General features: G+C 68.5%; 21 protein-coding genes and 1 riboswitch. Of the genes, 10 read left to right on the forward strand and 11 right to left on the reverse strand.

The features are described from left to right. Positions 1 to 161: 161 nt before the first annotated feature. Genes WDLP6_RS03580 through WDLP6_RS03590 form a run of 3 tightly spaced genes read left to right on the forward strand, consistent with a single transcriptional unit; the run spans position 162 to position 4,006 of the window. Complete coding sequence (locus tag WDLP6_RS03580; RefSeq protein WP_162591238.1) at positions 162 to 1,934, forward strand: glycosyltransferase family 2 protein; 1,773 nt, start codon at positions 162 to 164, stop codon at positions 1,932 to 1,934. Next, positions 1,931 to 2,926 carry a glycosyltransferase family 2 protein gene (locus WDLP6_RS03585; RefSeq protein ID WP_162591239.1) on the forward strand — a complete coding sequence of 332 codons (996 nt, stop codon included), beginning with the start codon at positions 1,931 to 1,933 and terminating at the stop codon, positions 2,924 to 2,926. The genes WDLP6_RS03580 and WDLP6_RS03585 overlap by 4 nt, the downstream gene beginning before the upstream one ends. A 30-nt stretch (positions 2,927 to 2,956) precedes the next feature. Further along, positions 2,957 to 4,006: a glycosyltransferase family 2 protein gene (locus tag WDLP6_RS03590; protein ID WP_162591240.1), complete on the forward strand. Its 1,050-nt coding sequence runs from the start codon at positions 2,957 to 2,959 to the stop codon at positions 4,004 to 4,006. 15 nt (positions 4,007 to 4,021) lie between these two features. Here WDLP6_RS03590 and WDLP6_RS03595 read toward each other — a convergent pair whose 3' ends face one another. Both WDLP6_RS03595 and WDLP6_RS03600 read right to left on the reverse strand, forming a co-directional pair. Beyond that, positions 4,022 to 6,028 carry an acyltransferase family protein gene (locus WDLP6_RS03595; protein ID WP_162591241.1) on the reverse strand — a complete coding sequence of 669 codons (2,007 nt, stop codon included), beginning with the start codon at positions 6,026 to 6,028 and terminating at the stop codon, positions 4,022 to 4,024. Between the two features lie 71 nt (positions 6,029 to 6,099). Next, a complete protein-coding gene (locus WDLP6_RS03600) occupies positions 6,100 to 6,849 on the reverse strand; it encodes a glycosyltransferase family 2 protein (protein WP_162591242.1) in 750 nt (249 codons plus the stop codon). A 44-nt stretch (positions 6,850 to 6,893) separates the two neighbouring features. On the opposite strand from WDLP6_RS03600, the gene WDLP6_RS03605 reads away from it, so the two are divergent. From WDLP6_RS03605 to WDLP6_RS03620, 4 genes are all read left to right on the forward strand, one after another. Then, complete coding sequence (locus tag WDLP6_RS03605; RefSeq protein WP_162591243.1) at positions 6,894 to 7,988, forward strand: glycosyltransferase family 4 protein; 1,095 nt, start codon at positions 6,894 to 6,896, stop codon at positions 7,986 to 7,988. Between the two features lie 136 nt (positions 7,989 to 8,124). After that, the gene (gene argB, locus WDLP6_RS03610) at positions 8,125 to 9,018 is read left to right on the forward strand and encodes an acetylglutamate kinase (protein ID WP_162591244.1); all 894 of its coding nucleotides are present in this window, start codon (positions 8,125 to 8,127) and stop codon (positions 9,016 to 9,018) included. Between the two features lie 289 nt (positions 9,019 to 9,307). Then, positions 9,308 to 9,955, forward strand: a complete 648-nt coding sequence (slmA, locus tag WDLP6_RS03615) for a nucleoid occlusion factor SlmA (protein ID WP_162565834.1) — start codon at positions 9,308 to 9,310, stop codon at positions 9,953 to 9,955. A gap of 94 nt (positions 9,956 to 10,049) precedes the next feature. After that, positions 10,050 to 11,570, forward strand: a complete 1,521-nt coding sequence (locus WDLP6_RS03620) for a catalase (RefSeq protein WP_162591245.1) — start codon at positions 10,050 to 10,052, stop codon at positions 11,568 to 11,570. 13 nt (positions 11,571 to 11,583) lie between these two features. On the opposite strand, the gene WDLP6_RS03625 is transcribed toward WDLP6_RS03620, so the two are convergent. Together WDLP6_RS03625 and WDLP6_RS03630 are read right to left on the reverse strand one after the other, a co-directional pair. After that, positions 11,584 to 13,125 carry an MFS transporter gene (locus WDLP6_RS03625; protein WP_443083442.1) on the reverse strand — a complete coding sequence of 514 codons (1,542 nt, stop codon included), beginning with the start codon at positions 13,123 to 13,125 and terminating at the stop codon, positions 11,584 to 11,586. 104 nt (positions 13,126 to 13,229) lie between these two features. Then, the gene (locus WDLP6_RS03630; RefSeq protein WP_162591247.1) at positions 13,230 to 13,718 is read right to left on the reverse strand and encodes a MerR family transcriptional regulator; all 489 of its coding nucleotides are present in this window, start codon (positions 13,716 to 13,718) and stop codon (positions 13,230 to 13,232) included. A gap of 104 nt (positions 13,719 to 13,822) precedes the next feature. Further along, positions 13,823 to 14,002: riboswitch (yybP-ykoY riboswitch) on the forward strand. A gap of 3 nt (positions 14,003 to 14,005) precedes the next feature. On the opposite strand from WDLP6_RS03630, the gene WDLP6_RS03635 reads away from it, so the two are divergent. Then, positions 14,006 to 14,581 carry a TMEM165/GDT1 family protein gene (locus WDLP6_RS03635; protein WP_162591248.1) on the forward strand — a complete coding sequence of 192 codons (576 nt, stop codon included), beginning with the start codon at positions 14,006 to 14,008 and terminating at the stop codon, positions 14,579 to 14,581. Between the two features lie 3 nt (positions 14,582 to 14,584). On the opposite strand, the gene pgm is transcribed toward WDLP6_RS03635, so the two are convergent. The 7 genes from pgm to WDLP6_RS03670 form a co-directional block, all read right to left on the reverse strand. Next, on the reverse strand, positions 14,585 to 16,240 hold the full coding sequence (pgm, locus tag WDLP6_RS03640; protein WP_162591249.1) for a phosphoglucomutase (alpha-D-glucose-1,6-bisphosphate-dependent): 1,656 nt from the start codon (positions 16,238 to 16,240) through the stop codon (positions 14,585 to 14,587). A gap of 11 nt (positions 16,241 to 16,251) precedes the next feature. Further along, complete coding sequence (gene tkt / locus WDLP6_RS03645; protein WP_162591250.1) at positions 16,252 to 18,339, reverse strand: transketolase; 2,088 nt, start codon at positions 18,337 to 18,339, stop codon at positions 16,252 to 16,254. Next, complete coding sequence (gene tal / locus WDLP6_RS03650; RefSeq protein WP_162591251.1) at positions 18,336 to 19,427, reverse strand: transaldolase; 1,092 nt, start codon at positions 19,425 to 19,427, stop codon at positions 18,336 to 18,338. Before tal ends, tkt begins: the two co-directional genes overlap by 4 nt. Beyond that, positions 19,424 to 20,113, reverse strand: coding sequence for an HAD family hydrolase (locus tag WDLP6_RS03655; RefSeq protein ID WP_162591252.1), 690 nt, complete (start codon positions 20,111 to 20,113; stop codon positions 19,424 to 19,426). Before WDLP6_RS03655 ends, tal begins: the two co-directional genes overlap by 4 nt. Continuing rightward, a complete protein-coding gene (gene zwf / locus WDLP6_RS03660) occupies positions 20,110 to 21,540 on the reverse strand; it encodes a glucose-6-phosphate dehydrogenase (RefSeq protein WP_162591253.1) in 1,431 nt (476 codons plus the stop codon). Before zwf ends, WDLP6_RS03655 begins: the two co-directional genes overlap by 4 nt. After that, positions 21,541 to 22,572: a phosphogluconate dehydrogenase (NAD(+)-dependent, decarboxylating) gene (gene gnd / locus WDLP6_RS03665; RefSeq protein ID WP_162591254.1), complete on the reverse strand. Its 1,032-nt coding sequence runs from the start codon at positions 22,570 to 22,572 to the stop codon at positions 21,541 to 21,543. A gap of 234 nt (positions 22,573 to 22,806) precedes the next feature. Then, complete coding sequence (locus WDLP6_RS03670; RefSeq protein WP_162591255.1) at positions 22,807 to 23,391, reverse strand: TetR/AcrR family transcriptional regulator; 585 nt, start codon at positions 23,389 to 23,391, stop codon at positions 22,807 to 22,809. A gap of 137 nt (positions 23,392 to 23,528) precedes the next feature. Between WDLP6_RS03670 and WDLP6_RS03675 the strand changes: the two genes are divergently transcribed. Together WDLP6_RS03675 and WDLP6_RS03680 are read left to right on the forward strand one after the other, a co-directional pair. Next, entirely contained in the window at positions 23,529 to 24,605 is a 1,077-nt protein-coding gene (locus tag WDLP6_RS03675; protein WP_162591256.1) for a 2,5-dihydroxypyridine 5,6-dioxygenase, read from the forward strand. 31 nt (positions 24,606 to 24,636) lie between these two features. Beyond that, positions 24,637 to 25,119 carry a CoxG family protein gene (locus tag WDLP6_RS03680; RefSeq protein ID WP_162591257.1) on the forward strand — a complete coding sequence of 161 codons (483 nt, stop codon included), beginning with the start codon at positions 24,637 to 24,639 and terminating at the stop codon, positions 25,117 to 25,119.

The following is a 25,119-nucleotide window of genomic DNA, read 5'->3' on the forward strand; positions in this document are numbered from 1 at the left end:
CTTGATTGCCGCCAGTGATGTTCAGTAAGCCCACGTTGCCGGCATCGCAGGCGCCGCGCCGGCGACCCGCGCCCGGCGCCGGCCGCAGCGAGGCCCAGCTGCAGCGGCAGATCGGCTTGTTGGAAGTGCAAACGAGGGCTTTGGAGGAACAGGTCCGTACGATGAGGCAATCCACCAGCTGGCGCGTGACGGCGCCGCTGCGGTGGGTCAGCCGGTATTTTCAACGCATTGTGCGCGGGACGCCGCCCGAGGTGCCGATGCAGCGCGGCGGCTATGCCGAATGGGTGGCCGCCTACGACAGCCCGGGCCGCAACGCTTGCGAGGGCTTGCGCCGGGAAATCGAGGGCTGGCCGGTGCGGCCTCGGCTGTCGATCCTGATGCCTGTGCAGGATTGCGCCGTGTCGTCGCTGCGTGCGGCGATCGCTTCGGTCCAGTTCCAGATCTATCCGGCGTGGGTGCTGCGCACGGTGCCGGCCGCCGCGCAGAGCGAGGCGCTCGGCGCGCTGCTGGCGGAATGCGCAGCCGCGGATCCGAGAATCAAGGCCGGCGCGGGCGATGCGCCGGCGCCCGGCGACTGGGTCGTCTGGTTCGAGCCGCACGCCGTGCTGCCTGCGCATGCGCTCTTCTGCGTGGCACGGGAGATCGTCGCCCATCCCGAGGCCCGCATGGTCTACGCCGACGAGGACGCCATCGATGCGGCGGGGCGGCGCAGCGATCCCTTCTTCAAGCCGGACTGGAATCCCGATCTTTTTCTTTCGCGCAACCTGTTCGCGCCGCTGGGCGCCTTCGAAGGCCGACTGTTCCAGGAGGCCGGCGGCCTGCGCGAAGGTTTCGATGGCGCGCAGGGGCATGAGCTCGCACTGCGCTGCGCGGAGCGGGTCGATGGCGTGCAGATACGCCACATTCCCCGCGTGCTCTCCCACACCCGTTCGGACGCGCAGGGGGTTGCGGCGGCCCCGAACGAGGCGCAGCGCGCCGGCGAGCGCGCCCTCGACGCGCACTTCCAACGCCTCGGCATCGCCGCGACGGCCGAGGCCACGCCGCACGGCCATCGCGTGCGCTATGCGCTGCCGAGCCCGCCGCCCTTCGTCTCGCTGATCATTCCGACGCGCAACGCGCTCGCGCTGGTGCGCCAGTGCATCGAGAGCATCGTGGCGGAGACGGCCTATCCGCACTACGAGATCCTGCTGGTCGACAACGGCTCGGACGATGCCGAAGCGCTGGCGTACTTTGCCGAACTCGGCGCGCAGCCCGGCATCACCGTGATCCGCGACGACCGCGACTTCAACTACTCGGCCCTCAACAACGCGGCCGTGGCACGCGCCCGCGGCGAGGTCGTGGGCCTGCTCAACAACGACATCGAGGTCACCTCGCCCGGCTGGCTCGACGAGATGGTGTCGATCGCGCTGCAGCCCGGCGTGGGTGCCGTGGGCGCGAAGCTGCTCTATCCTGACCGGACCGTGCAGCATGGCGGCGTGCTGCTCGGCGTCGGCGGCATCGCGGGCCATGCGCACAAGCACCTGTCCGCGGACGATCCGGGACATGGCGGCCGTGCCCGGCGCATGCAGACCTTCAGCGCCGTGACGGCCGCCTGCCTGGTGGTGCGCAAGGTGCTCTACGAACAGGTCGGCGGGCTCGACGAGGAGCGCCTGGGCGTCGCTTTCAACGACGTCGACTTCTGCCTGCGCCTGCGTGCGGCCGGCTACCGCAATGTCTGGACCCCGTATGCCGAACTGCTGCACCACGAGTCGGCCACGCGCGGGCTCGAGATCGCGGCCGGATCGCGCGACCGGCTGGCGCGCGAGTCCGCCTGGATGACCGAGCGCTGGGGCGCGCTGCTGGGCGACGATCCGGCCTACAACCCCAACCTGACGCTGGACACCGAGGACTTCGACCTCGCCTGGCCACCGCGCGTCGCGCCCTTGTGCCCATGAGTGCAATTGATATCTCCGTCGCCCTGTGCACCCACAACGGTGCCCGCTTCCTGCGCGAGCAGGTGCGCAGCATCTGCCTGCAGACCCTGCCGCCCCGGGAGATCGTGCTGTCCGACGACGCCTCACGCGATGGCTCGGTCGCGGTCGCGCGCGCCGCGGTCGAGGAATGCGCGCTGGAGCGGCTAGACGCGGCCGTGGCACTGCGCGTGTTCGAGAACGCGACGCCCTTGCGCGTGGTCAAGAACTTCGAGCAGGCCATCGGCGCCTGCCGCGGCGAACTCATCGCGCTCAGCGATCAGGACGATGTCTGGGTGCCCGACCGGCTCGCGCGGATGGCGGCCGCCTTCGCGCACGACCCCGCGCTGCTGCTGCTGCACACCGATGCGCGCCTGGTGGATGCAGGGGGCCAAGGCCTGGGCCAGACGCTGTTCCATGCGCTCGAGGTCACGCCGGTCGAACTCGAACGCATCCACAGTGGCCGGGCCTTCGACGTGTTCTTGCGCCGCAACCTCGTGACCGGCGCCACCACCGTCTTTCGCCGCTCCCTGCTGACGGATGCCATGCCGCTGCCGGTCGAATGGGTGCACGACGAATGGCTGGGCATCATCGCGGCCGCGACCGGGCGCGTCGACGTGCTGGAAGACGCGCTGATCGACTACCGCCAGCACGAATCCAACCAGATCGGCGCGCGCCGCGACACCTTCCCCGACAAGGTGCGCAAGGCGCTGGCCTCCCGCGGCCGAACCCATCTCGACCGCGCGATCAAGGCCGAGCTCCTGCTTGCGCGGCTGCAGTCGCTTGGCGACCGGGTCGCGCCCGACACCCTCGAAAAGGTAAGCGGCAAGGTCGTGCATCAGCGTTTTCGCGCGGCCCTGCCGGCGTCGCGATGGGCCCGCTGCCTGCCGGTCCTGCGCGAAGCGATGACCGGCCGCTACGATGCCTTCGGCCGCGGCGTGCGCGGCGTGGTGCGCGACCTTTTCGAATCTGTGTAGGCTCGGTCCGCGCACACTTCCACCCCTTCAATGAACGCCTTGCCTGAAACATCCGCCGCCCGACCTGCGACATGGCCGACCGTCGTGGTCGTCATCCCGTTCTACAACGGCGCCGACTTCATCGAGCGCTCGGTGCGCAGCGTGTTCGCGCAGTCGGTGCCGGCCAGCGAGGTGATCGTCGTCAACGACGGCTCGCGCCCCGAGGAACGTGCGGCGCTGGATGGGCTGGCCGCGCGCTATCCGTTCCGCATCCTCGACAAGGAGAACGGCGGCCAGGGCTCGGCGCGCAATGCCGGCGTCGCGGCATCGACGGCCGACTGCATCTGCTTCCTGGACCAGGACGACTTCTACCTGCCCAACCACATCGAGACGCTGGTCTCGTCGATTCCGCCGGACGACCGGCTGTTCGGCTTCGTCTACGCCGACCTGTACGAGGCCGATGGCGACGGCAACATCGTGCGCACCGGCGTGGTCAAGGAGCATGCGCAGCATCCGAAGCGCAACATCCTCGATCTGTTGCGCCACGACATGTTCGTGCTGCCCTCGGCGGCGCTGGTGAGCCGCGAGGCCTTCGAGGCCGTCGGCGGCTTCGATTCGCAGTTCATGGGCTTCGAGGACGACGACCTGTTCCTGCGCATCTTCCGCAAGGGCTACAGCAATCATTTCGTCGACAAGGCGGTGACCGTCTGGTGCATCCACACCGCGAGCACCTCGTTCGGCATCCGGATGGTGCGCAGCCGCTTCAAGTATTTCAAGAAGCTCACGCAGATGTTCCCCGACGAGCACCAGCGCGGACGCTACTGGTTCCGCGAATGCCTGGTGCCGAGGTTCCAGCCCTACTTCGTGAACCACGCGATCGAGTCGATCAAGAACGACGACCAGTACCGCGCGGAGATGAGCGCGATCCTCGCCGAGTACGCGGCCATGGTGCTGGCCAATCCCTACGTGGGCCGCAAGAAGAAGCTGCGGCTGCGGCTGACGGTGTTCCTGCTCGAACACAGCTCGCCGGCCCTGGTGCGCTTCATCGGCGCGCTCACGCGCATGCCGGGCATCCGCGCGCTTCGGCGCCTGTACGCCTGAAGGCGCGGGCCGCCGCTACTTCGGCGTCGCCATGGCCGCGTCCATCCAGGTCGCGAACTTGCGCGTGTACTCGGCGCGCAGGTGGCCTGCGTCCTTGTAGATCGGCGTGCCGTCGGCGGTGGTGCGGGTGCACTGGCCGTCGTGGCACAGGGTCTCGGTCGGGTCGATGACGATGGCGCCGCTGCGCAGCGCGATCTGGCGCATGCGATCGTGCAGCGCCTTCTGCTCGGCCGGCCAGGGCGCGGTGGGCGACATGCGCCCGACGCTCATCTGGCCCAGCCGGTTGCCCTTGACCAGTTTCTCGGGGCCGAAGTCGTCGCCGACCGGGTTGTCCAGGATCAGGTAGACCTGCTTGGTCTTGGCCAGCGTGGTCATCACGACCTCGAGCGTGGCGAGCGCGTAGTCCACGCCACCGCCGCCCATGAAGCGCCGGTGCGTCTTGCCGTCGAGGTAATAGAAGCGATCGGCTTCGGCGTTGGCGGCGGTGGGCTTCGACGGATCGGAGAAGTAGCAGTTCCAGCAGCCGCCGAACACCACCGCATCGATCTTGTCGCTGACCGCGATGCGCATGGCGCCGTCGCGGCGCTCGGCGCAGAGGTTGTTCTTCTCGTCGACCACGTTGGGGATCGGCGGGCAGGCGCCCCAGGTCGCGAAGGACAGCGAACCGAGCGTGTCGGGCGAGGTCCTGGCGAGCTCGACCGCGCGCGGGCCGTACTGCTCGATGTGGCTGTCGCCGAACAGCAGCACGCGCCGCTTGCCGTGCCCGGTCTGGAACAGCACCTCGCCGTCGACCTTGATCGGCGTCAGCCCGTCCGGATAGCCCCAGTCGTGCGCCGCGGCCGCCGTCTTCTTGAAGTAGGGATCGCTGTGGCGGCCGTCGAAGATCTGCGTGGCGGCCAGCACGCCAAGCACGACGAAGGCCACCATCGGCGCGACGAGCCCCGGAACCACCGCCGCGTTCTCGCTTCGGCGCAGGGGCCGCTCGACGAAGCGGTAGGTCAGCCAGGCGAGCACGACCGAGGCCACCATCGCCCCGGCGCGAATCGCGTCGGACGGGCTGTCGCCTTCGAGGATGCGCGCATAGACCAGCAGCGGCCAGTGCCACAGGTAGAGCGGATAGCTGATCAGCCCGAACCAGACCATCGGCCGCGAGGCCAGCAGCGTGCGGTTCAGCACGCCGGTCGGCCCGGCCGCGAGACAGAAGAAGGCGCCCAGCGTCGGCAGCAGCCCCCACCAGCCCGGAAAGGCCTTGCCGCTGCGGATGAAGACCAGGCCCAGCCCGATCAGCAGCAGCCCCGCGATCGACTGGACATGGCGCCGCAGGCCGGGCGGCGCCGGCTTGTGCAGCCGCATGTACGCGAGCATGCCGCCGACCATCAATTCCCAGAAGCGCGACAGCGGCGAATAGAAGGCCGCGGTGCGATGGCCGTGAATGGTGCCGACGTTGACCAGGAAGGACAGCGCCGCGACCGTGCCGACCACGCCCAGCACGCGCCACTTGCGCCGCCAGGCGAGCCCCAGCAAGAGCGGCCAGAAGATGTAGAACTGCTCCTCGATCGCCAGCGACCACAGGTGCTGCAGCGGCTTGGTCTCGGCCGCGTTGTCGAAGTAGCCGGCCTCGTTCCAGAACGCGAAGTTGGAGACGAAGCCCGCGCCGGATGCGACGTGCTTGCCGAGCTGCTCCCATTCCTGCGGCAGCAGCGCATACCAGCCGAACACGAAGCACAGCAGCATCACCAGCACCAGCGCCGGGAAGATCCGCCGGATGCGCCGCTCGTAGAACTCGCGGTAGCTGAAGCCCTCGCCCTCGAAGCTGCCCATGATGATCGTGCTGATCAGGAAGCCGGAGATGACGAAGAAGATGTCGACGCCGATGAAGCCGCCTTGCAGCCACTGCGGAAACGCGTGGAAGCCGAGCACCGACAGCACGGCCACGGCGCGCAGCCCATCGATGTCGGGGCGGTATTTCGGGTGGAGGAGGTGGTGGTGAGGCTCTGCGGGGGAGGTCGTGCTGCTCGTCATCGTCGTCGCAGGGCTGCTGCGGCTTGCTTCTTTGCCCTCGATTGTCCCGCAAACAATGAGGGCACCCTGACTCAGAGGGGCCGGCGCTTCAGGTAGCGCCAGAAGGCCGCCGACAGCCAGACCTTCAGCAGGCTCGTCACATGCCAGTACAGGTGCTTCGGCTTGGCATGGCTGGCGCGCCGCGCGTCGTGCAGTGCGACCAGGTCCTCGGCCACCTGCAGCTTCCAGCCGGCCAGGCGCGTGCGGGCGCAGATGTCGAAGTCCTCGCCGTACATGAAGAAGCGCTCGTCGAAGCCGCGCACCTGCCGGTAGGCCTCGCTGCGAAACAGCATGAAGAGGCCGGGGATCCAGGCCGGCACGGCCGGCCGCAGGTAGTCCGGCCGCCGGCGCGTGAGGATCTCGCGCGGCGTGATGATCGCGCGGTGCTGTTCCGGCTCGCGCTTGCCGGGCTCGAGGATGCGTGGCGTGAGCAGGCCGGCGTCGGGCGCGGCCTGCGCGACGAGCGGCGAGAGCACGTCGCTCGCGAAGCGGATGTCCGGGTTGAGCACCAGGAACCAGGGCGTGGCGCAGCGCGCGAAGGCCTGGTTGTGGTTGGCGCCGAAGCCCCGCGGCCGCGTGTTCTCGATGCGCTCGATGTCGAAGCCCCAGTGCCGGCCGGCCAGCGCATCGGTCTCGGGGATGTTGATCGTGAGCAGGACGCGGGCGACGCACGGACGGCTGAAGCGGTCCAGCTGATCGAGCAGCGGAAGCACCAGTTCGAGCTGACCGTGGCTCACGATCGAAACCGTGATGGCTTGTAAAGGAGGCGGCGGCATCGGCATGGTCTAATTTCGCTCGGGAATTCTAGGGTTCCCCACACCCACCCATGATTGCTCTGATCTTCATCAGTTTTCTCGTTGCCGCATTTGCCGTGCAGGTCTTCATGCGCCGGGCGCGCCGGCATGCGCGGCGCTATGCCGCCGACATGCCGCAGCGCTTCCACAAGGGCCACGTGCCGCGGCTGGGCGGCGCCGGCATCTTCATCGGCATGGGCGTGGCCTGGCTGGTGGCGGGCATCCCGTCGGACCCCTTCAACGTCTTCTGGCCGGTCAAGGTGTCGGCGATCGCGCTGCTGTGCATCCTGCCGGCCGTGCTCGGCGGCATCATCGAGGACGTGACGCAGCGCGTGTCGGTGCGCTACCGGCTCGGGCTCACCATCGGCTCCGCGGTGCTGGTGTGCTGGGTGCTGAAGCTGGGGCTGCACCGCACCGGCATCAGCCTGGTCGATGGCTGGCTGGAGATGGTGCCCTACGCGGCGCTGCTGTTCGCGGCGCTGGCGATCGGCGGCCTGCCGCATGCCTTCAACATCATCGATGGCTACAACGGCCTCGCCGGCACGGTGGCGGTGCTGGTGTGCCTCGCGATCTCGCACGTCGCACTGCAGGTGGGCGACCGCCAGCTCGCGGCCATGGTGGTCTGCCTGGTGGGCGCGACCTTCGGTTTCCTGATCTGGAACTACCCGCGCGGCAAGATCTTCGCCGGCGACGGTGGCGCCTACGTCTGGGGCATGGTGATCGCCGTGGCCTGCGTGACGCTGGTGCAGCGGCACCGCGTGGTGTCGCCGTGGTTCCCGATGCTGCTCCTGATCTATCCGGTGTGGGAGACCATGTTCTCGATCTACCGCAAGGTCGCACGCGGCCAGTCGCCCGGCACCGCCGATGCGCTGCATTTCCACCAGCTGATCTTCCGCCGCATCGTGCGCGTCGCCTTCGCCGACGACGAGGCGCGCCAGCTGCTCGCGCGCAACAACCGCACCTCGCCCTACCTGTGGATCTTCGCGGCGCTGACGGTGGTGCCGGCCGTGCTGTTCTGGAACAACACGCCGGTGCTGATGGCCTTCTGTGTGCTGTTCGTCGCGACCTATGTCGCGGCGTACCTCATGATCGTGCGCTTCAAAGTCCCCCGCTGGCTAAGGCCTTAGCTCGCCCCCAGGCTTGCCCACTTCGTGTGGCCGCCAATCCCCTACCGGGGGCAACACCAGCGGCCCGGCGAAGCCGGTTCCGCGGTGTTCCCCGAATGCCTGCAAAATCCGCCCATCTTTTTTCAGCGCCGATGCCATGACCGATCCCGTCCTCAACATCCCTCCGCGCGACAAGGCCGAGATCCTGGCCCAGGCGCTGCCCTACATCCGCAAGTTCCACGGCAAGACCATCGTCATCAAGTACGGCGGCAATGCGATGACCGATCCGGCGCTGCAGGCCGACTTCGCCGAGGACGTGGTACTGCTCAAGCTGGTCGGCATGAACCCGGTGGTGGTGCATGGCGGCGGTCCGCAGATCGAGGCCGCGCTCAACCGGCTCGGCAAGAAGGGCCACTTCATCCAGGGCATGCGCGTGACCGACTCCGAGACCATGGAGGTGGTCGAGTGGGTGCTGGCCGGCGAGGTGCAGCAGGACATCGTGGGCCTGATCAACCAGGCCGGCGGCAAGGCGGTCGGCCTGACCGGCCGCGACGGCGGCCTGATCCGCGCGCAGAAGCTCAGGATGGCCGACCGCAACGATCCCAGCGTGCACCACGACGTGGGACAGGTCGGCGACATCGTCTCGATCGACCCGAGCGTGGTCATCGCACTGCAGGACGATGCCTTCATCCCGGTCATCAGCCCGATCGGCTTCGGCGAGGAGAACGAGAGCTACAACATCAATGCCGACGTCGTCGCCGGCAAGCTCGCCACCGTGCTGAAGGCCGAGAAGCTGATGCTGCTCACCAACACGCCGGGCGTGCTCGACAAGAACGGCCAGCTGCTCACCAACCTGAGCGCGCGCGAGATCGACGAACTGTTCGCCGACGGCACCATCTCCGGCGGCATGCTGCCGAAGATCGAGGGCGCGCTCGATGCGGCCAAGAGCGGCGTCAATGCCGTGCACATCATCGACGGGCGGGTTCCGCATGCGATGCTGCTGGAGATCCTCACGGACCAGGCCTACGGCACCATGATTCGGGCTAGATAGGCTCGCCCCCAGTCTTCGCGCACTTCGTGTCGCTTCGCCAACCCCCTACCGGGGGCAACACCGGCGGACCGGCTGAGCCGGATCTGCGGTGTTTTGCGAGCGGGCCTGGCTTCGCCGGCCGCGCAAGAGGAGGCCGAATGGAGCCTGATCTGGCGGGCGGCGAGATCTCATCGTCGAATCGTTGAATCCGTCAATAAATGCGTTGATTCGGCGCGACAGAGAGGGCATGCCCGGTTGGCACGCGCTCACTGCGCTGTGCGAGAATCAAATTTTTACAATTGCAGCGCCCATGCAGAACGACGAGACGAGCTCTTCGCACGCCGAGGACGGCAGTTCAGAACCCGTGGCCGCTCCGGTGCGCAAGCGACCGAAGCCGGGAGAGCGGCGCGTGCAGATCCTGCAGGCGCTGGCCGCCATGCTCGAGCAGCCGGGCGCGGAGCGGGTGACGACGGCCGCGCTGGCGGCCCGCCTCGACGTCAGCGAGGCCGCGCTCTACCGCCACTTCGCGAGCAAGGCTCAGATGTTCGAAGGGCTGATCGACTTCATCGAGCAAAGCGTGTTCACGCTGGTCAATCAGATCACCGAGCGCGACATCCCCGGCCAGGAGCAGGCCGCGCGCATCGTCGCGATGCTGATGCAGTTCGCCGAGAAGAATCCGGGCATGACCCGCGTGATGGTCGGCGACGCGCTGGTGTTCGAGAACGAGCGCCTGCAGAGCCGCATGAACCAGTTCTTCGACAAGATCGAGGCGACGCTGCGCCAGGCGCTGCGCGGTGTCGCGGCGGCCGATGGCTCGGCCACGCCCAGTGTCGATGCGCAGGTGCGGGCCTCGTCGCTCACCGCTTTCGTGGTCGGACGGCTGCAGCGCTTCGCGCGCTCGGGCTTCCGGCGCTTGCCCTCCGAACATCTGGAAGCCTCGGTCGCCCTGATGCTCTGAAGCCGGCGGCCCTATCGCGGCGATAGGGTGATCTGATGCACCGAATGCATCTTCGTTGCCAGAATGCATGGGTCCTGAACAAAGAGGCTCACCCATGACCGACCACCGCAAGCTCACCACCGAAAACGGCGCGCCCGTCGAGAACAACCAGCAGTCGCAGACCGCCGGCCCGAACGGTCCGGTCCTGATGCAGGACCATCACCTGATCGAGAAGCTTGCGCGCTTCGACCGCGAGCGCATTCCCGAGCGCGTGGTGCATGCGCGCGGATCGGGTGCCTTCGGCACCTTCGAAGTGACGGCCGATGTCTCGAAGTGGACCAAGGCCCGCTTCCTGGGCCAGGTCGGCAAGAAGACCGAAGTCCTGGCCCGGTTCTCGACCGTGGCGCTGGAACTCGGCTCGGCCGACACCGTGCGCGACCCGCGCGGCTTCGCGCTCAAGTTCTATACCGAAGAGGGCAACTACGACCTGGTCGGCAACAACACGCCGGTGTTCTTCATCCGCGATCCGCTCAAGTTCCCCGACTTCATCCACTCGCAGAAGCGCGATCCCTACAGCCACGTGCAGGAGCCCGACAACGCCTGGGACTTCTTCTCGCATTCGCCCGAGGCCACGCACCAGTTCACCTGGCTGTTCGGCGACCGCGGCATTCCGAAGAGCTACCGCCACATGGACGGCTTCGGCTCGCACACCTTCCAGTGGGTCAATGCCAAGGGCGAGGCCTTCTGGGTCAAGTACCACTTCAAGACCCGCCAGGGCATCGAGTGCTTCACCGGCGAGGAGGCGCAGCGCGTCGGCGGCGAGAACCCGAACCACCATCACCTCGACCTGCTGCATTCGATCGAGCGCGGCGAGTTCCCGAGCTGGCGCGTGCAGGCCCAGATCATGCCGCTGGCCGAGGCGCAGAACTACCGCTTCAACCCCTTCGACCTGACCAAGGTCTGGTCGCACAAGGACTACCCGAAGATCGACATCGGCATCCTCACGCTCGATCGCAATCCCGAGAACTACTTCGCCGAGATCGAGCAGGCCGCGTTCAACCCCGCCAACTTCGTGCCGGGCATCGGCCCGTCGCCGGACAAGATGCTGCAGGGGCGCCTCTTCAGCTACGGCGACACGCAGCGCTACCGCCTCGGCATCAACCACACGCAGTTGCCGGTGAACTGTCCGCATGCGACGAAGGCCGCCAACTACGGCCGCGACGGCGCCATGCGCTACGACAACGGTGGCCGCGGGCCGAACTACGAACCCAACAGCTTCGGCGATGCGCCCAAACAGAGCAACGAACCCGTGTACGCGCCGCTCGAGATCCACGGCTGGACCGGCAGCCACGCATGGACGCAGCACGCGGCCGACACCGACTTCGTGCAGGCCGGCGACCTCTACCGCCTGATGGACGAGCCCGCGAAGCAACGCCTCGTGAGCAACATCGCCGGCGGCCTCGGCGCCGTGAAGCGGCAGGACATCATCGACCGCGCGATCGGCCACTTCCGCCAGGCCGATGCCGACTACGGCGCGCGGCTCGAGCAGGCGGTGAAGGCCGTGCAGGCGAAGATCAGGGGCGAGGACGTGACGATCCAGGTCGGCAAGCCGTCGCACCGCGACAGCCAGAGCTGAGGCCGTCCGCGCCTCAGTCGATCTCGCGCTGCCACGCCGCGAAGGCGCCGGCCGCGAGCGCGATCACGGCCATCACCTCGAAGCCGTCGAGCGAGGCCATGAAGGTGGCCTGCTGCTCCAGCACGCGCCACAGGCTGCCCAGGGCCATGGCATGCGCTTCGCCGATGGCATGGCCCGAGGCCACGAAGCCCCGGGTCAGCACATCGAGCGCCTGAACGAAGGTGGCGTTGGATGCGGTGGTCGACTCGCTCAGCCGCGCTTCGTGCAACGCGACACGGTGCGTCTGCACAGCGATGGCGGTCGCGGTCGCGAAGGAAATGGCCAGCTGGCGCACCAGGTTCTTGAGCCGGTAGCCATGCGCGAACTCCTCCGCGGCGAAGGGCCGGAAGGTGAGGTTCGCCACCGGCAGCACGACGAACAGCATCATCAGTCCCCGCAGCAGCAAGGGCCCCAGCAGCGCGGCGCGCCCGACTTCCGGTGACATCTGCGCCAGCCACCACGCCGCCAGCGCCGCGATGCCGAAGCCCGGCACGATGAGCCACTTCTTGTGAACGACGCGCGCCGAATGGCGCAGATAGACGAAGACCAGCAGGCTGGCTGCCAGCGAGGCCATGCCGGTGAAGTAGCCGGTGTCGCCGACCGTGAAGCCGAGGCCGCCTTCCATCAGGCGCGGCAGCAGGTAGCTGAAGCCGGTCGAGAGGTAGTAGTAGACGACGTACAGCGCCAGTCCGACGCGGAAGGTCGAATGCCTGAACGCGTGCAGCCGCACCAGCGGCGCCGGCTGGCGCCATTGCTGCTGTGCGAACCAGGCCAGGCCGGCGATGCCGGCGATGGCCAGGCCGATCAGCGCGGGCGATGTGGAGAACAGCTCGAAGTGCGTGCGCGTGAGCACGACCTGCAGCGCCGCCTGCGCCAGCGCGAACACCAGGTAGGCCAGGCGGTGCGGCTCGGTGCGCTCGTGCGGCGCGACGTCGCCGATGTCGGGCAATGTCCAGAGCACCAGCGCACCCGCGAGCACTGCGGCCGGCACGGTGCACAGGAACAGCGAGCGCCATTCGAAATGGGTGACGAGGAAGGCGCCGACCACCGGCGCCAGCCCGCCGCCGAACACGATCAGCACCATGAAGGCCCGCAGCGCCTTGGGACGCCGCTGGGGCGCGATGCCGATCTGGATCAGGATGCGGCAGGCGCCCAGCATCGGTCCGACGAAATAGCCTTGCACGCCGCGCGCCAGCGCGAGCTGGATCGGGTTCTCGCACAGCGCGGCGCACACGCCGGCGGCGGCGAAGGCGAACATGCACAGCGCGAGGTAGCGCCGGTAGCCGAGCCGTTCGACCCACGCGTGCTGCTGCAGGATGCCCAGCACCGCGCCCAGCGCGTAGACACTCGAGGCCCACACCAGCTCGTCGGCTGTCGCGCTGATGCCGCCGGCGATGTAGCTGGCGAAGAAGGCGAAGAGCGCGTTGTCGAAGTAGTCGATCGCGGTCACGAGACCGATGGCCCACGGCATCAGCGCGGCCAGCGCCATGCCGCCGCGGCCGGGCGATGCGGAGATCGATGCGCAGGCCGAGGCATTCATGGGTGCACCCTTGGCGCTTCGCGCCTTCCCGCAAAGCGGGAGCGAGCTTGCCTGGAGCGGTCCGGCGCGGCGCTCATGGGTCAGGCTTTCGCTGCGCCTTGCGCGCGCTCGCGCCGGGCGAGTGCCGTCTCGACCGGCTCGCCTGCCAGGCGCCGTTCCACGTAGTCGAGATCGCGCCGCAATTGCGCCTGCAGCGCGGCGGCTTCCTTGAGCTGCGCGCGCACCTGCGCGACCCGGGTGTCGAGCGCCTCGAGCTGGGCCGCGAGCGTTGCCTTCAGCGTCTTCAGCGACGCCTTGGACAGGTGCGGCCGTCCGCCGTCCGCAGGCGCCTCGTAGGGCTGCTGCAGCATGGCGGTGATGGTCGCGAGCGAGAAGCCCAGCGAGCGCATGCGCAGCGCGCGGGCGAGCTTGCCGAGATCGGCCGCTTCGTAGAGCCGGTAGCGGCCCTCGCTGCGCGACGGCACCACGATGCCGAGTTCCTCGTAGTACTTGAGCGTGCGCGGCGTCACGCCGAGCCTGGCCGCGGCATCCCGCACCGTGAGAGGGGTGGGAGGGGCCGCGGCGTTCATGGAAGCAAGGGTTCGGAAATGAGCCTCCAGTATACCTAAACGTGTACGTTCACGTACAGGTTAGGCCGGCAAGCGGCTGCGCGGGAGTGCCTCGTGATAGGATCGCGCCCGTCATTGGGGAGTAGCTTCTCTTCCTTCGCGAAAGAGGCTGTCGTCAACATACTTGGCTCTTCCCGGGCCATGGCGCCAGCGGCCCTTGGGCTTGGCAAGACCTTTGACCACATCGCCTTCGGATTGGCCGGCGGCGCCTTGTGGTCATTCGTCCTGTCGCCGGCCAAGGAGTTGTTTTGGAAGCCTTTCTTGTTTCCACGGGCATCGTGGCCCTCGCCGAGATCGGCGACAAGACCCAGTTGCTCGCCTTCATCCTCGCGGCCAAGTTCCGCAAGCCCGTGCCCATCATCCTGGGCATCCTGACCGCGACCATCGCCAACCATTCCGCCGCCGGTGCGCTCGGCGCCTGGATCACCACCGTCGTCGGGCCCGAGATCCTGCGCTGGGTGCTGGGCGTGTCGTTCATCGCGATGGCCGGCTGGACGCTGATCCCCGACAAGTTCGACGAGAGCGAAGCGAAGTTCGGCCACTTCGGCGTCTACGGCACCACGGTGCTCGCCTTCTTTCTGGCCGAGATGGGCGACAAGACGCAGATCGCCACCGTCGCGCTGGCCGCGCAATACCATTCCTTCTTCACGGTGGTGGCCGGCACCACGCTGGGCATGATGATCGCCGACGGGCCGGCCGTGCTGCTCGGCGACCGTATCGCGAACCGCATGCCGGTCAAGCTGGTGCACCGGATCGCGGCCGCGATCTTCCTGATTCTCGGCGTCGCCACGCTGGCCGGGGCCGGCGCGCGCTGGGGCTTCTGAGGCTCAGGCCGCGGGCGCGATCGCCGCGTCGACCATGGCCTGCGCTTCCTGCAGGATGCGCTGCAGATGCTCGGGCCCGTCGAAGCTCTCGGCGTAGATCTTGTAGATGTCCTCGGTGCCCGAGGGCCGCGCCGCGAACCAGCCCTTGGGCGCGATGACCTTGATGCCGCCGATCGCCGCATCGTTGCCCGGCGCGCGGCTCAGAATGCGCTCGATCTTCTCGCCGGCCAGCGCGCTCGAGCCGACCTGCTGCGGCGTCAGCGCGGCCAGCTGCTTCTTCTGCTGCACGGTGGCCGGCGCATCCACCCGGCTCGCCGCGGGGCTGCCGAACTCGCGGCCCAGGTCCGCATAGAGCGCGCCCGGGTCGCGCCCCATGCGCGCGGTGATCTCGGCCGACAGCAGCGCGGCGGTGATGCCGTCCTTGTCGGTGGTCCACACCGAGCCGTCGCGGCGCAGGAAGGTCGCGCCCGCGCTTTCCTCGCCGGTGAAGCCGAGCGAGCCGTCCTGCAGGCCTTCGGTGAACCACTTGAAGCCGACCGGCACTTCATAGAGCTTGCGCCCGAGCCGCGCCGCCAGCCGGTCGATCAGCGCGGTCGAGACCACCGTCTTGCCCACCGCCGCCTGCGCCGGCCATTGCGGCCGATGCTGGAACAGATAGTCGATGCAGACCGACAGGTAGTGATTGGGCGGCAGCAGGCCCGTGCCGGCCGTGACGATGCCATGCCGGTCATGGTCGGTGTCGCAGGCGAAGCCGATGTCGAAGCGGTCCTTGATGTCGAGCAGCCGTTGCATTGCATAAGGCGACGACGGGTCCATGCGGATCTGGCCGTCCCAGTCCAGCGTCATGAAGCGGAAGGTCGGATCGACCGCGTCGCTGACCACCGTGAGGTCGAGCCCGTAGCGGTCGGCGATGGCGGCCCAGTAATGCACGCCCGCGCCGCCGAGCGGATCGACGCCCATGCGGACCTTGGCATCGCGGATCGCCCCCATGTCGATCGCGCTGCCCAGGTCGTCGACATAGGCGCGCAGGAAATCGTGGCGGTGCGTGGTCGGCGCCTGCAAGGCCTTCTCGTACGGCATGCGCTTCACGCCGGCCAGCCGCTGTTCGATGAAGCGGTTGGCCGCGGCCTCGACGCCGCCCGTGATGTCCTGGCCGGCCGGCCCGCCGTTGGGCGGGTTGTACTTGAAGCCGCCGTCGCGCGGCGGATTGTGCGAGGGCGTGACGACAATGCCGTCGGCCAGGCCGGCCGTGCGCCCGCGGTTGTAGACCAGGATCGCATGCGAGATCGCGGGCGTCGGCGTGAACTCGTCGTTCACTGCCAGCATCACCTCGACGCCGTTGGCGGCCAGCACCTCGAGCGCGCTCGCGCAGGCCGGCGCCGACAGCGCGTGCGTGTCGATGCCCATGAACAGCGGCCCGTCGATGCCCTGTGCACGGCGGTAGTCGCAGATCGCCTGCGTGATCGCCAGCACATGCCATTCGTTGAACGAGCGCTCGAAGGCCGAGCCGCGATGGCCCGAGGTGCCGAACGCGACGCGCTGCGACGCCACGCCCAGGTCCGGAATGTCCGCGTGGTACGCGGCGAGCAGCGCACCGACATCGATGAGCGACGAGGCAGGCGCCGGCTTGCCGGCGAGGGGGCTGATGTGTGTGGCCATGGCGATGAAGCCTACTGCGCCGGCGCGTGCAGCGCCAGCTGTTCCTTGGCCGCCGCGACCACGTGCGCCGCATCGAAACCGAAGTGCGCCTCCACGACCTTGCCCGGCGCCGACAACCCGAACGAACGCATGCCGATGATCGCGCCACGCTGCCCCACGTAGCGCTCCCAGCCCAGCGGCGAGGCCGCTTCGACCGACACCCGTGCGGCAACCCCGGGCGGCAGCACGCTGTCGCGGTAGTCGGCGCCCTGGCGCTCGAACAGGTCCCACGAAGGCATGCTGATCACGCGGGCCGCGATGCCTTCGTCCTTCAGTTGCTCATAGGCCGCGACGCAGAGCGCGACTTCGCTGCCCGTCCCCAGCAGCAGCACGTCCGGTCGGCCGTTGTCCGCATCGGCCAGCACATAGGCGCCGCGGGCCAGGCCGCCGGCGCTCGCATACCTGCCGCGGTCGAGCGTCGGCAGCGCCTGGCGCGACAGCACCAGGCTCGCGGGACGGTCGTCCAGCTGCATCACCACGCGCCAGGCTTCGACCACCTCGTTGGCATCGGCCGGCCGCAGCAGCACCATGCCGGGCATCGCGCGCATCGACGCGAGCTGCTCGATCGGCTGGTGCGTGGGCCCGTCCTCGCCCATGCTGATCGAATCGTGCGTCCAGACGTAGATGACCGGCAGGCCCATCATGGCGCACAGGCGGATCGCGCCGCGGCAGTAGTCGGTGAAGACGAAGAAGCTGGCCGCGAAGGGCCGCAGCTTCGATGCCGCCATGCCGTTTGCGATGGCGCACATCGCATGCTCGCGAATGCCGAAATGGAAGTTGCGTCCGCCGAAGCCGCCGCTTTCAAAGGTGCCCGCGAATTCGAAGTTCAGCTGCGTCTTGGTCGACGGCGCCAGATCGGCGGCGCCGCCGAGCAGCCACGGGACCTGCCCGGCGATCGCATTCAGCACCTTCCCCGAGGCATCGCGCGTGGCCAGCCCCTTCGCGTCGGCGGGGAAGCTCGGCAGCGCGCTGTCCCAGCCGGCGGGCAGGGCGCGCTGCTGCATGCCGTCGATCTGCACGGCAAGGTCGGGGTACTGCGCGCGGTAGCTCGCGAGCTGCGCCTTCCATGCCTCGTGCGCGCGAGCGCCGCGCCGGCCGAACAGCGCGCCGAAGTGCGCCTGCACGCCTTGCGGCACCGCGAACTGCGCGTCGGGATCGAAGCCGAAGAACTGCTTGGCCAGCCGCGCTTCCTCGGTGCCGAGCGGCTCGCCATGCGCCTCCTTGGTGTCCTGCTTGTGCGGCGCGCCGTAGCCGATGTGGCTGTGCACGACGATCAGCGTCGGCCGGTCCTCGGTCGCGACGAAGGCCGCGAGGGCGCGCGTCACGGCTTCGAGGTCGTTCGCGTCCGCCACCCGGTGCACCCGCCAGCCATAGGCCTCGAAGCGCGCGCCGATGTCCTCTGTGGAGGTGATCGAGGTCGGGCCTTCGATGCTGATCTGGTTGTCGTCGTAGATCCAGCACAGGTTGGCGAGCTTCAGGTGCCCGGCCAGCGACGCCGCCTCGCCGCTGATGCCTTCCATCATGTCGCCGTCGCCGCAGAGCGCATAGACCTTGTAGTCGAACACCGCGTGCCCGGGGCGGTTGTAGATGGCGGCGAGCCAGCGCTGCGCGATCGCCATGCCCACGCTGTTGGCGACGCCCTGGCCGAGCGGCCCAGTGGTGACTTCGACGCCCGAGGTCCATCCGTATTCGGGATGCCCGGTGCAGCGGCTGCCGGCCTGGCGAAAGCTCTGCAGATCGGCCAGCGTGACCGCGAGCCGGTCCGTCTCGTTGTCAGCGTAGTGCGGCCCCTTCGCCTTCACGCCGCACAGGTACAGCAGGCTGTAGAGCAGCGCCGACGCATGGCCGACCGACAGCACGAAGCGGTCGCGGTTCGGCCATTCGGGGTCGTTCGGGTCGGAGCGCAGGAAGCGCTGCCATATGCAGTAGGCGGTCGGCGCCGCACCCATCGGCGTGCCCGGGTGGCCGGAGTGGGCCTTTTCGACCGCATCGATGGACAGCGTGCGCAGCGTATTGATGCACAGCAGGTCGAGCGGCTCCGCCTCGTTTCCGCGGCTCATGACCCGCTGGCGTGGGCCAGCCGCTGCGTCTTGCCTGCGAGTCCCTGCAGCAGTTTCTGCCACGACTTGGCGAACGCATCGGCGCCTTCGCGCTGCAGGCGCCCGGCGAGTGCATTCACGTCGATGCCTGCATGCTCGAACGCGGCCAGCACCGTATCGGCATCGCCACCGTCGTCGGGCAGGCCGGGGCCCGGCCGGCCGTGGTCGGCGAAGGCCTTGAGCGTTTTCTCGGGCATCGTGTCGATGCTGTCGGGCCCGGCCAGCGCGTCGACGTAGAGCGTGTCGGGCGCGGCCGGATCCTTGGTGCCGGTGCTGGCCCACAGCATGCGCTGCGGCCGCGCGCCGGCGGCCGCGAGCTTCTGCCAACGCGGCGAGGCCAGCAGTTCGCGGTAGGCGCGCCAGGCCTGCATCGCGACCGCGATGCCGAGCCGGTTGCGCAGGCTGGGCGGTGCACGGTCCTTCACCGCCACGTCCCAGCGGCTGATGAACAGCGACGCGACCGAGGTGACCTTCGGATCGCGTCCCGCGGCGATGCGCCGCTCGATGCCGCGCAGGTAGGCCTCGGCCGCGGCGACGTAGTGCGCGCTGGAAAACAGCAGCGTGACGTTGATCGGCACGCCCGCGAAGATCGATGCCTCGATCGCCGGAATACCTTCGGGCGTGCCGGGGATCTTGATGAACAGATTCGGCCGTGCGGCGCGTGCATGGAGCTCGGCCGCGACCTGGATGGTGCCGGCCGTGTCGTTGGCCAGCAGCGGCGACACTTCGAGCGAGACCCAGCCGTCCACGCCATCGGTCGCGTCATGCACCGGGCGGAACAGGTCGGCCGCGCGCGCGAGGTCGTCGATCGCGAGGCCGAAGAACAGCGCTTCGTCCGACGCGCCCTTGCCCGCCTGCGCGCGGATCGCCGCGTCGTAGTCCTCGGAGCCGCCGATCGCCTGTTCGAAGATGGTCGGGTTCGAGGTCAGCCCGGTGACCGAGAATTCGTCGATGTAGCGCGCCAGCGTGCCGCTGTCGAGCAGCCCGCGCGTGATGTTGTCGAGCCAGAGGCTCTGGCCCTGTGCATGGAGCCGGTGTGTCGCGTTCATGGTGTCTCCTGGAGGACGAGGGGATCGATGCCGAGCAGATCGCAGATGTGCGCGATCGTGTGATCGGCAGGCGGGTGGCTCGCGAGGGTGTCGGGGTCGAGGGCATAGTGGCCCTGGCGCGGGAAGACCGTCGTCAGCCGCTCGCCCATCACCGCCTTCATGGCGCTCAGGATGCGCAGCTTGTCGTCCACCATCACGTAATGGCGCGCCGGATAGCGCTGCTGCACCGCGTCGAGCATCTGCTCTTTGTGGATGTAGATCAGCACCCGGCCATCGACCGCATCCCACAGCCCCGAGCGTTGCACCTTGCGCGGCTGGAACACCACGTCGCCGTCCGTCAGGATCACCGTCGGGCCGCGGCGCTGCAGATGCGCGATGACCTCCAGCGCCCTCGGATAGAGCCGGTCGGCGAAGGGATAGTCGATGAGGAAGGTCGACATCTGCAACAGGCGCGGGTCGTTCATCTCGTCGCTGAGTTCGCGCAGGCGATAGCGCTGCAGCGCGCCGAGGTAGTCGGTGTAGCCGAGCTCGTCGCGCAGCTCCTCGAAGTAGACCCAGTAGCGATCGGCCTTGGCGCTGCCGAAGTCGCGCACCAGGTGCGCGCGCAGGTCGTCGACCACCACATCGTTGTCGAGCAGCGTGTTGTCGACGTCGAGCAGGAAGACTACATCTGGCACCGCGTTCACAGGGCGGGCTCCTTGCCGGCCGCGGGCGCGCCGGGGTCGGGGTTGTGCCAGCCGCCGTCAGCCGCAATCAGCCGGTCCGCCGCGGGCGGGCCCCAGCTGCCGGGCGGGTAGATCGAGACCGGCGGATGCTGCGTGAGCACCGGATCGACCACCGCCCATGCGGCCTCGACCGCGCCCTCGCGCGTGAACAGCGCATCGTCGCCCGCCATCGCATCGCCGATCAGCCGTTCGTAGGGCGTCTTCTCGCCGGCTTCTTCCTCGACCAGGCAGAGCTCGCGCTGGTCGCCGACGAATTCCTGGCCCGCGCGCTTCACGCGTGCGGCCAGTGCGATGCATGAGCGCGGCGACAGATGAAAGCGCAGGTAGTTCGCGTCCTCGCACTGCGCCGCATCCGCGAACAGCGCCTGCGGCGGCGGCTTGAGTCGCACCAGCACTTCGCACGCGGTCTCGGGCAGCATCTTGCCGGAGCGCAGGTACCAGGGCACGCCGCTCCAGCGCCAGGAGTCGATGTACAGCCGCACGGCGCAATAGGTCTCGACGTCCGAGTCCTTCGCGACCTGCGGTTCGTCGCGGTAGCCGGCGTACTGGCCGCGCACCATGTCGGCGGCGCGCAGCGGGCGCATCGCCTCGAAGACGCTGGTCTTCTGTCGGTGCACGGCCGCGAAGCCGCGCTGCGACGGCGGCTCCATCGCCAGCAGCGCGACGACCTGCATCAGGTGGTTCTGGATCACGTCGCGCAGGCAGCCCGCGCTTTCGTAGAACGCGCCGCGGCCCTCGACGCCGAAGGACTCGGCCAGCGTGATCTGCACGCTCGCGATGTGGTCGCGGTTCCAGATCGGCTCGAGAAAGGAATTGGCGAAGCGGAAATACAGGATGTTCATGATCGCTTCCTTGCCGAGGAAGTGATCGATGCGGAAGATCGCATCTTCCGAGAACACCGACAGCGCGACGCGGTTGAGTTCGCGCGCCGATGCGAGGTCGCGGCCGAAGGGCTTCTCGACGATGACGCGCGCATGCGCGGCCAGGCCGGCCGCGCCCAGGCCCTGGATCACCGCCGGGAACAGCGCCGGCGGAATCGCGAGGTAGTGCGCGGGGCGCTGCGCGGCGCCGAGCGCCTGCTTGAGCGCCGCGAAGACCTTGGGGTCCTTGTAGTCGCCTTGCACATAACGCAGCTGCGACAGCAGGCGCTCGAGCGCCTTCGCATCGTCGATCGCGCCGGCCTCTTCGATGCTCTTCTTCGCGCGTTCGCGCAGTTGTTCGAGCGTGCAGTCGGTCGAGGCGACACCGATCACCGGTACCGCGAGCGCGCCGCGCCGGCACAGCGCGTAGAGCGCCGGAAAGATCTTCTTGTAGGCGAGGTCGCCGGTGACCCCGAACAGCACCAGTGCGTCGGAGGGCTCGGCCGCGGGGGCGGAAGGATCTCGCATTCAGGCTCCCCTGGCGGGTGGGGTGGCATCGGTCTTCTCGACATGGCCGCCGAATTCATGCCGCATCGCCGACAGCACGCGGTCCGCGAAACCGGCCTCGCCGCGCGAGCTGAAGCGCGCATAGAGCGCCGCGCTCAGCACCGGCGCCGGCACCGCTTCGTCGATCGCGGCCTGCACGGTCCAGCGCCCTTCGCCCGAATCGGAGACGCGGCCCTGGAAGCCGGCGAGCGCGGGATCGACCGCGAGTGCGGCCGCCGTGAGATCGAGCAGCCACGATCCGATCACGCTGCCGCGGCGCCAGAGCTCGGCGATGTCGGGCAGCTTCAGGTCGTACTGGTAGAGCGCGGGGTCGCGCAGCGGCGTGGTCTCGGCGTCGGCATCCTGCGGACGCTTGCCGGCATCGGCATTGCGAAGAATGTTCAGGCCCTCGGCATAGGCCGCCATGATCCCGTACTCGATGCCGTTGTGGACCATCTTGACGAAGTGGCCGGCGCCGTGCGGGCCGCAGTGCAAGTAGCCCTGCTCGGCGGTGCCCGGGGTGCGGCCCGGCGTCGGCGCGGCGCTGCCGGTGCCGGGCGCCAGCGTCGCGAAGATCGGCGACAGATGCTGCACCACCGCCTCCTCGCCGCCGATCATCAGGCAGTAGCCGCGGTCGAAGCCGGCCACGCCGCCGCTGGTGCCGACATCGACATGGTGCAGGCCTGCGGCCTTGAGCTCGGCCGCGCGGCGCAGGTCGTCGTGGTAATAGGAGTTGCCGCCATCGATCACGATGTCGCCGGCCTCGAGCAGCGGCAGCAGCGAAGCCAGCGCCCGGTCGACCACCGCCGCCGGCACCATGAGCCAGATCGCGCGCGGCGGCGCGAGTCTGGCGACCAGATCCTGGAGCGAGCTTGCGCCGGTGGCACCCTGCGCGGCCACGCGCTCGACCGCATGTGGATCCATGTCCTGCACCACGCAGTCGTGGCCGCCGCGCAGCAGGCGGGCCGTCATGTTGGCGCCCATGCGTCCGAGTCCGATCATGCCGATTTGCATTGAGATGCTCCTGTCGTTCGACGCGCCTGGGTGGCGCGATCCGGCGCCAAGGGGCGCGGTTCCCAGTGTGAGCCCCCGCGGCCCGTCGAGTTCCTTGGGCAATGCGCAGCTTCGTCTCTGTTCTTGCGCCGGACCTCGGAGCATGCGCCCATCATCCTCCCATCCGCGCCAGCCGGGAGGCTGCCCGTCGGTCGGGATTTTTCCTGTCGCCGGGCGACCGGCGACGCGGCGGTCTCAGCGCGCGGTGCCCGGCTGCGAACCGACCAGCATCCGGCTGAAGAGCCGCGCCGCGCTCGCGGTGAAGGCCATCCCGTGTTCCAGATGCACGTTCATCGCGAAGCCGTCGAAGGCCATCAGCACGATGCCGGCGATCACCTGGCTCTCGGCCGCCGTCACCGACAGGCAGTCCGCGAGCAGCACCGCCACGCGGCCCTGGAACAGTTCGCGCAGGTGCGGGCTGTAGTCGTCGCCGCCGCCGGTGGTCGACAGCGCTTGCATGATGTTCTTGGCGAAGCCGTTGTTCTCGCGCGGCAGGTCGCGCCACAGGATCGCGAGCAGGCGCTCCAGCCGCTCCTGCGGCACGGCGATCTTCTTGAGCGAGCGGTCGAGGCGGTCGAGCCGCTCCTTCAGCCAGGGCTCGTAGAGCGTGTAGAGGATGTCCATCTTCGAGCGGAAATAGACGTACACGTTGGCCGTCGAGATGCCCGCCTCGCGCGCGATCGCCGGGATCGAGGTGTCGCTGTAGCCCTGCGCCGAGAACAGCCGGAACGCGGCCGCCAGGATCGCTTCGCGCACGTCTTGTTTCTTGGTCTGTGACATCTCGGTTCGATCCTGTTCCGGTGGATTGCGGCATTCTCTCAAAAATGAATGGTATTCGCTATTGACAGCCGGTTGATTGATTTCTAAAGTACTTTTCACATCACCGGCCGTTGGTGAGAAATTTCAGGATTCAATCCATGCAAGCAGCGATCCGTACGCAAGAGCTCAATCCCGCGAAGCTCATGTCCCTGTTCCGAAAGCAGTTCGAGCTGTGCCGCGTCGAGCCCGGCCAGACGGTGGCCATCGTCAGCGACCTCGGCACCCGGCGCGAGTACATCGAGGCCGCCTTCGCCGCGGCCGAGGACATCGGCTTCGACATCTACGAGATGTGCGTCAACGCGATCCCCGGCTGGACCAGCGTCGGCGTCGCCACCATCGGCCAGTGCAAGGGCACGCTCGAAGCGTTGATGGCGGTCGACATGGTGCTGATCTTCCACGTGCCGCTGTTCTCCAAATGGCTGCGCGACATCCAGGCCAAGGGCGTGCGCGTGCAGATGATCATCGACGCGCCCGACGACCTCTACCAGCTGCAGTCGCCGCCCGGCCTGAAGGAAGCCGTCAAGCATGCGCAGGCGCTCTACGAGAAGACGCGCGAGGCTCACGTCACCAGCGCCGCCGGCACCGACCTGCGCTACCGCTGCGGCGAATACCCGGTCATGAGCCAGTACGGCATGGCCGACGAGCCCGGCCGCTTCGACCACTGGGGCGTCGGCCTGCTGCACACCTTCCCGAACGAAGGCAGCGCGCAGGGCCGCGTCGTCATCGCGCCGGGCGACATCGTGATCCTGCCCTACTGCCGCTATGTGCAGGACGCCATCACGCTAGAGATCCGCGACGGCCACATCGTCAGCATCGAAGGCGGGCTCGACGCCGCGCTGATGCGCGAATGGCTCGGCGAAGGCAAGGTCAGCGAGGCCGACACCGACCCCTTCGCGCTGTCGCACCTGGGCTGGGGCCTCAATCCGCAATGCCGCTGGGATTCGCTGGCGCTGCATGGCGATGCGCCCGAGCGCAGCCGAGCCGCGGCGCGCAGCTTCCCCGGCAACTTCCTGTTCTCCACCGGCCCCAACACGCAGGGCGGCGGCAAGCGCACCACGCGCGGCCACTACGACGTGCCGATGCGCGGCTGCACCATCTCGCTCGACGGCAACGTGGTGGTGAAGGACGGGCGCGTGGTCGACCCGAAGATGATCGTCAGGCGGGTGCCGCGCTGATGCACCGCATCACCACCGAGGAGCCCACCCCATGCTGATCGAAGGCCAGTTCCCGATCGCCGCACCGCCCGAGGCGCTGCTGGTCCACCTGTTCGATGCACGCCTCATGGCCTCGTGCCTGCCCGGCTGCGAGAAGCTCGAGGCGCTGGACGACGAGCGCTACCGCGCGGTGGTCGTCATCGCGATGGCCGGCATCAAGGCGCGCTTCGAGCTGCTGGTACAGATCACGAAGCGCGACGAGCGCAACGTCTGGGCCGTCACGCGCGGCGACGAGGGCGGCCATGCGAGCAGCCTGCAGGCCGACAGCCAGGTCAGCCTGGAGCCGGTGGGCGCGGGCACGCAGGTGCGCTATCGCTCCGAGGTCTCGGTGACCGGCCGCCTGGGCCGCTTCGCGCTCGGCATGATGAAGAAGAAGGCGCAGAACATGGGCGACGAGTTCGCGGCCAACCTGCAGCGCAAGCTCGAAGAACTCGGTGCGGCCGCCGCGCGCACCGCGCCCGCCGAAAGCCGCTGA

Source organism: Variovorax sp. PBL-E5, from assembly GCF_901827185.1.
In the GTDB taxonomy this organism is placed as follows: Bacteria; Pseudomonadota; Gammaproteobacteria; order Burkholderiales; family Burkholderiaceae_C; genus Variovorax.

What these genes read in the sequence shown, in the direction of transcription:
- WDLP6_RS03580 (WP_162591238.1), top strand. Translation starts at nt 162, where the DNA reads ATGAGGCAATCCACCAGCTGGCGCGTGACGGCGCCGCTGCGGTGGGTC.
- WDLP6_RS03585 (WP_162591239.1), top strand. Translation starts at nt 1,931, where the DNA reads ATGAGTGCAATTGATATCTCCGTCGCCCTGTGCACCCACAACGGTGCC.
- WDLP6_RS03590 (WP_162591240.1), top strand. Translation starts at nt 2,957, where the DNA reads ATGAACGCCTTGCCTGAAACATCCGCCGCCCGACCTGCGACATGGCCG.
- WDLP6_RS03595 (WP_162591241.1), bottom strand. Translation starts at nt 6,028, where the DNA reads ATGACGAGCAGCACGACCTCCCCCGCAGAGCCTCACCACCACCTCCTC.
- WDLP6_RS03600 (WP_162591242.1), bottom strand. Translation starts at nt 6,849, where the DNA reads ATGCCGATGCCGCCGCCTCCTTTACAAGCCATCACGGTTTCGATCGTG.
- WDLP6_RS03605 (WP_162591243.1), top strand. Translation starts at nt 6,894, where the DNA reads ATGATTGCTCTGATCTTCATCAGTTTTCTCGTTGCCGCATTTGCCGTG.
- argB (WP_162591244.1), top strand. Translation starts at nt 8,125, where the DNA reads ATGACCGATCCCGTCCTCAACATCCCTCCGCGCGACAAGGCCGAGATC.
- slmA (WP_162565834.1), top strand. Translation starts at nt 9,308, where the DNA reads ATGCAGAACGACGAGACGAGCTCTTCGCACGCCGAGGACGGCAGTTCA.
- WDLP6_RS03620 (WP_162591245.1), top strand. Translation starts at nt 10,050, where the DNA reads ATGACCGACCACCGCAAGCTCACCACCGAAAACGGCGCGCCCGTCGAG.
- WDLP6_RS03630 (WP_162591247.1), bottom strand. Translation starts at nt 13,718, where the DNA reads ATGAACGCCGCGGCCCCTCCCACCCCTCTCACGGTGCGGGATGCCGCG.
- pgm (WP_162591249.1), bottom strand. Translation starts at nt 16,240, where the DNA reads ATGGCCACACACATCAGCCCCCTCGCCGGCAAGCCGGCGCCTGCCTCG.
- tkt (WP_162591250.1), bottom strand. Translation starts at nt 18,339, where the DNA reads ATGAGCCGCGGAAACGAGGCGGAGCCGCTCGACCTGCTGTGCATCAAT.
- tal (WP_162591251.1), bottom strand. Translation starts at nt 19,427, where the DNA reads ATGAACGCGACACACCGGCTCCATGCACAGGGCCAGAGCCTCTGGCTC.
- zwf (WP_162591253.1), bottom strand. Translation starts at nt 21,540, where the DNA reads ATGCGAGATCCTTCCGCCCCCGCGGCCGAGCCCTCCGACGCACTGGTG.
- gnd (WP_162591254.1), bottom strand. Translation starts at nt 22,572, where the DNA reads ATGCAAATCGGCATGATCGGACTCGGACGCATGGGCGCCAACATGACG.
- WDLP6_RS03670 (WP_162591255.1), bottom strand. Translation starts at nt 23,391, where the DNA reads ATGTCACAGACCAAGAAACAAGACGTGCGCGAAGCGATCCTGGCGGCC.
- WDLP6_RS03675 (WP_162591256.1), top strand. Translation starts at nt 23,529, where the DNA reads ATGCAAGCAGCGATCCGTACGCAAGAGCTCAATCCCGCGAAGCTCATG.
- WDLP6_RS03680 (WP_162591257.1), top strand. Translation starts at nt 24,637, where the DNA reads ATGCTGATCGAAGGCCAGTTCCCGATCGCCGCACCGCCCGAGGCGCTG.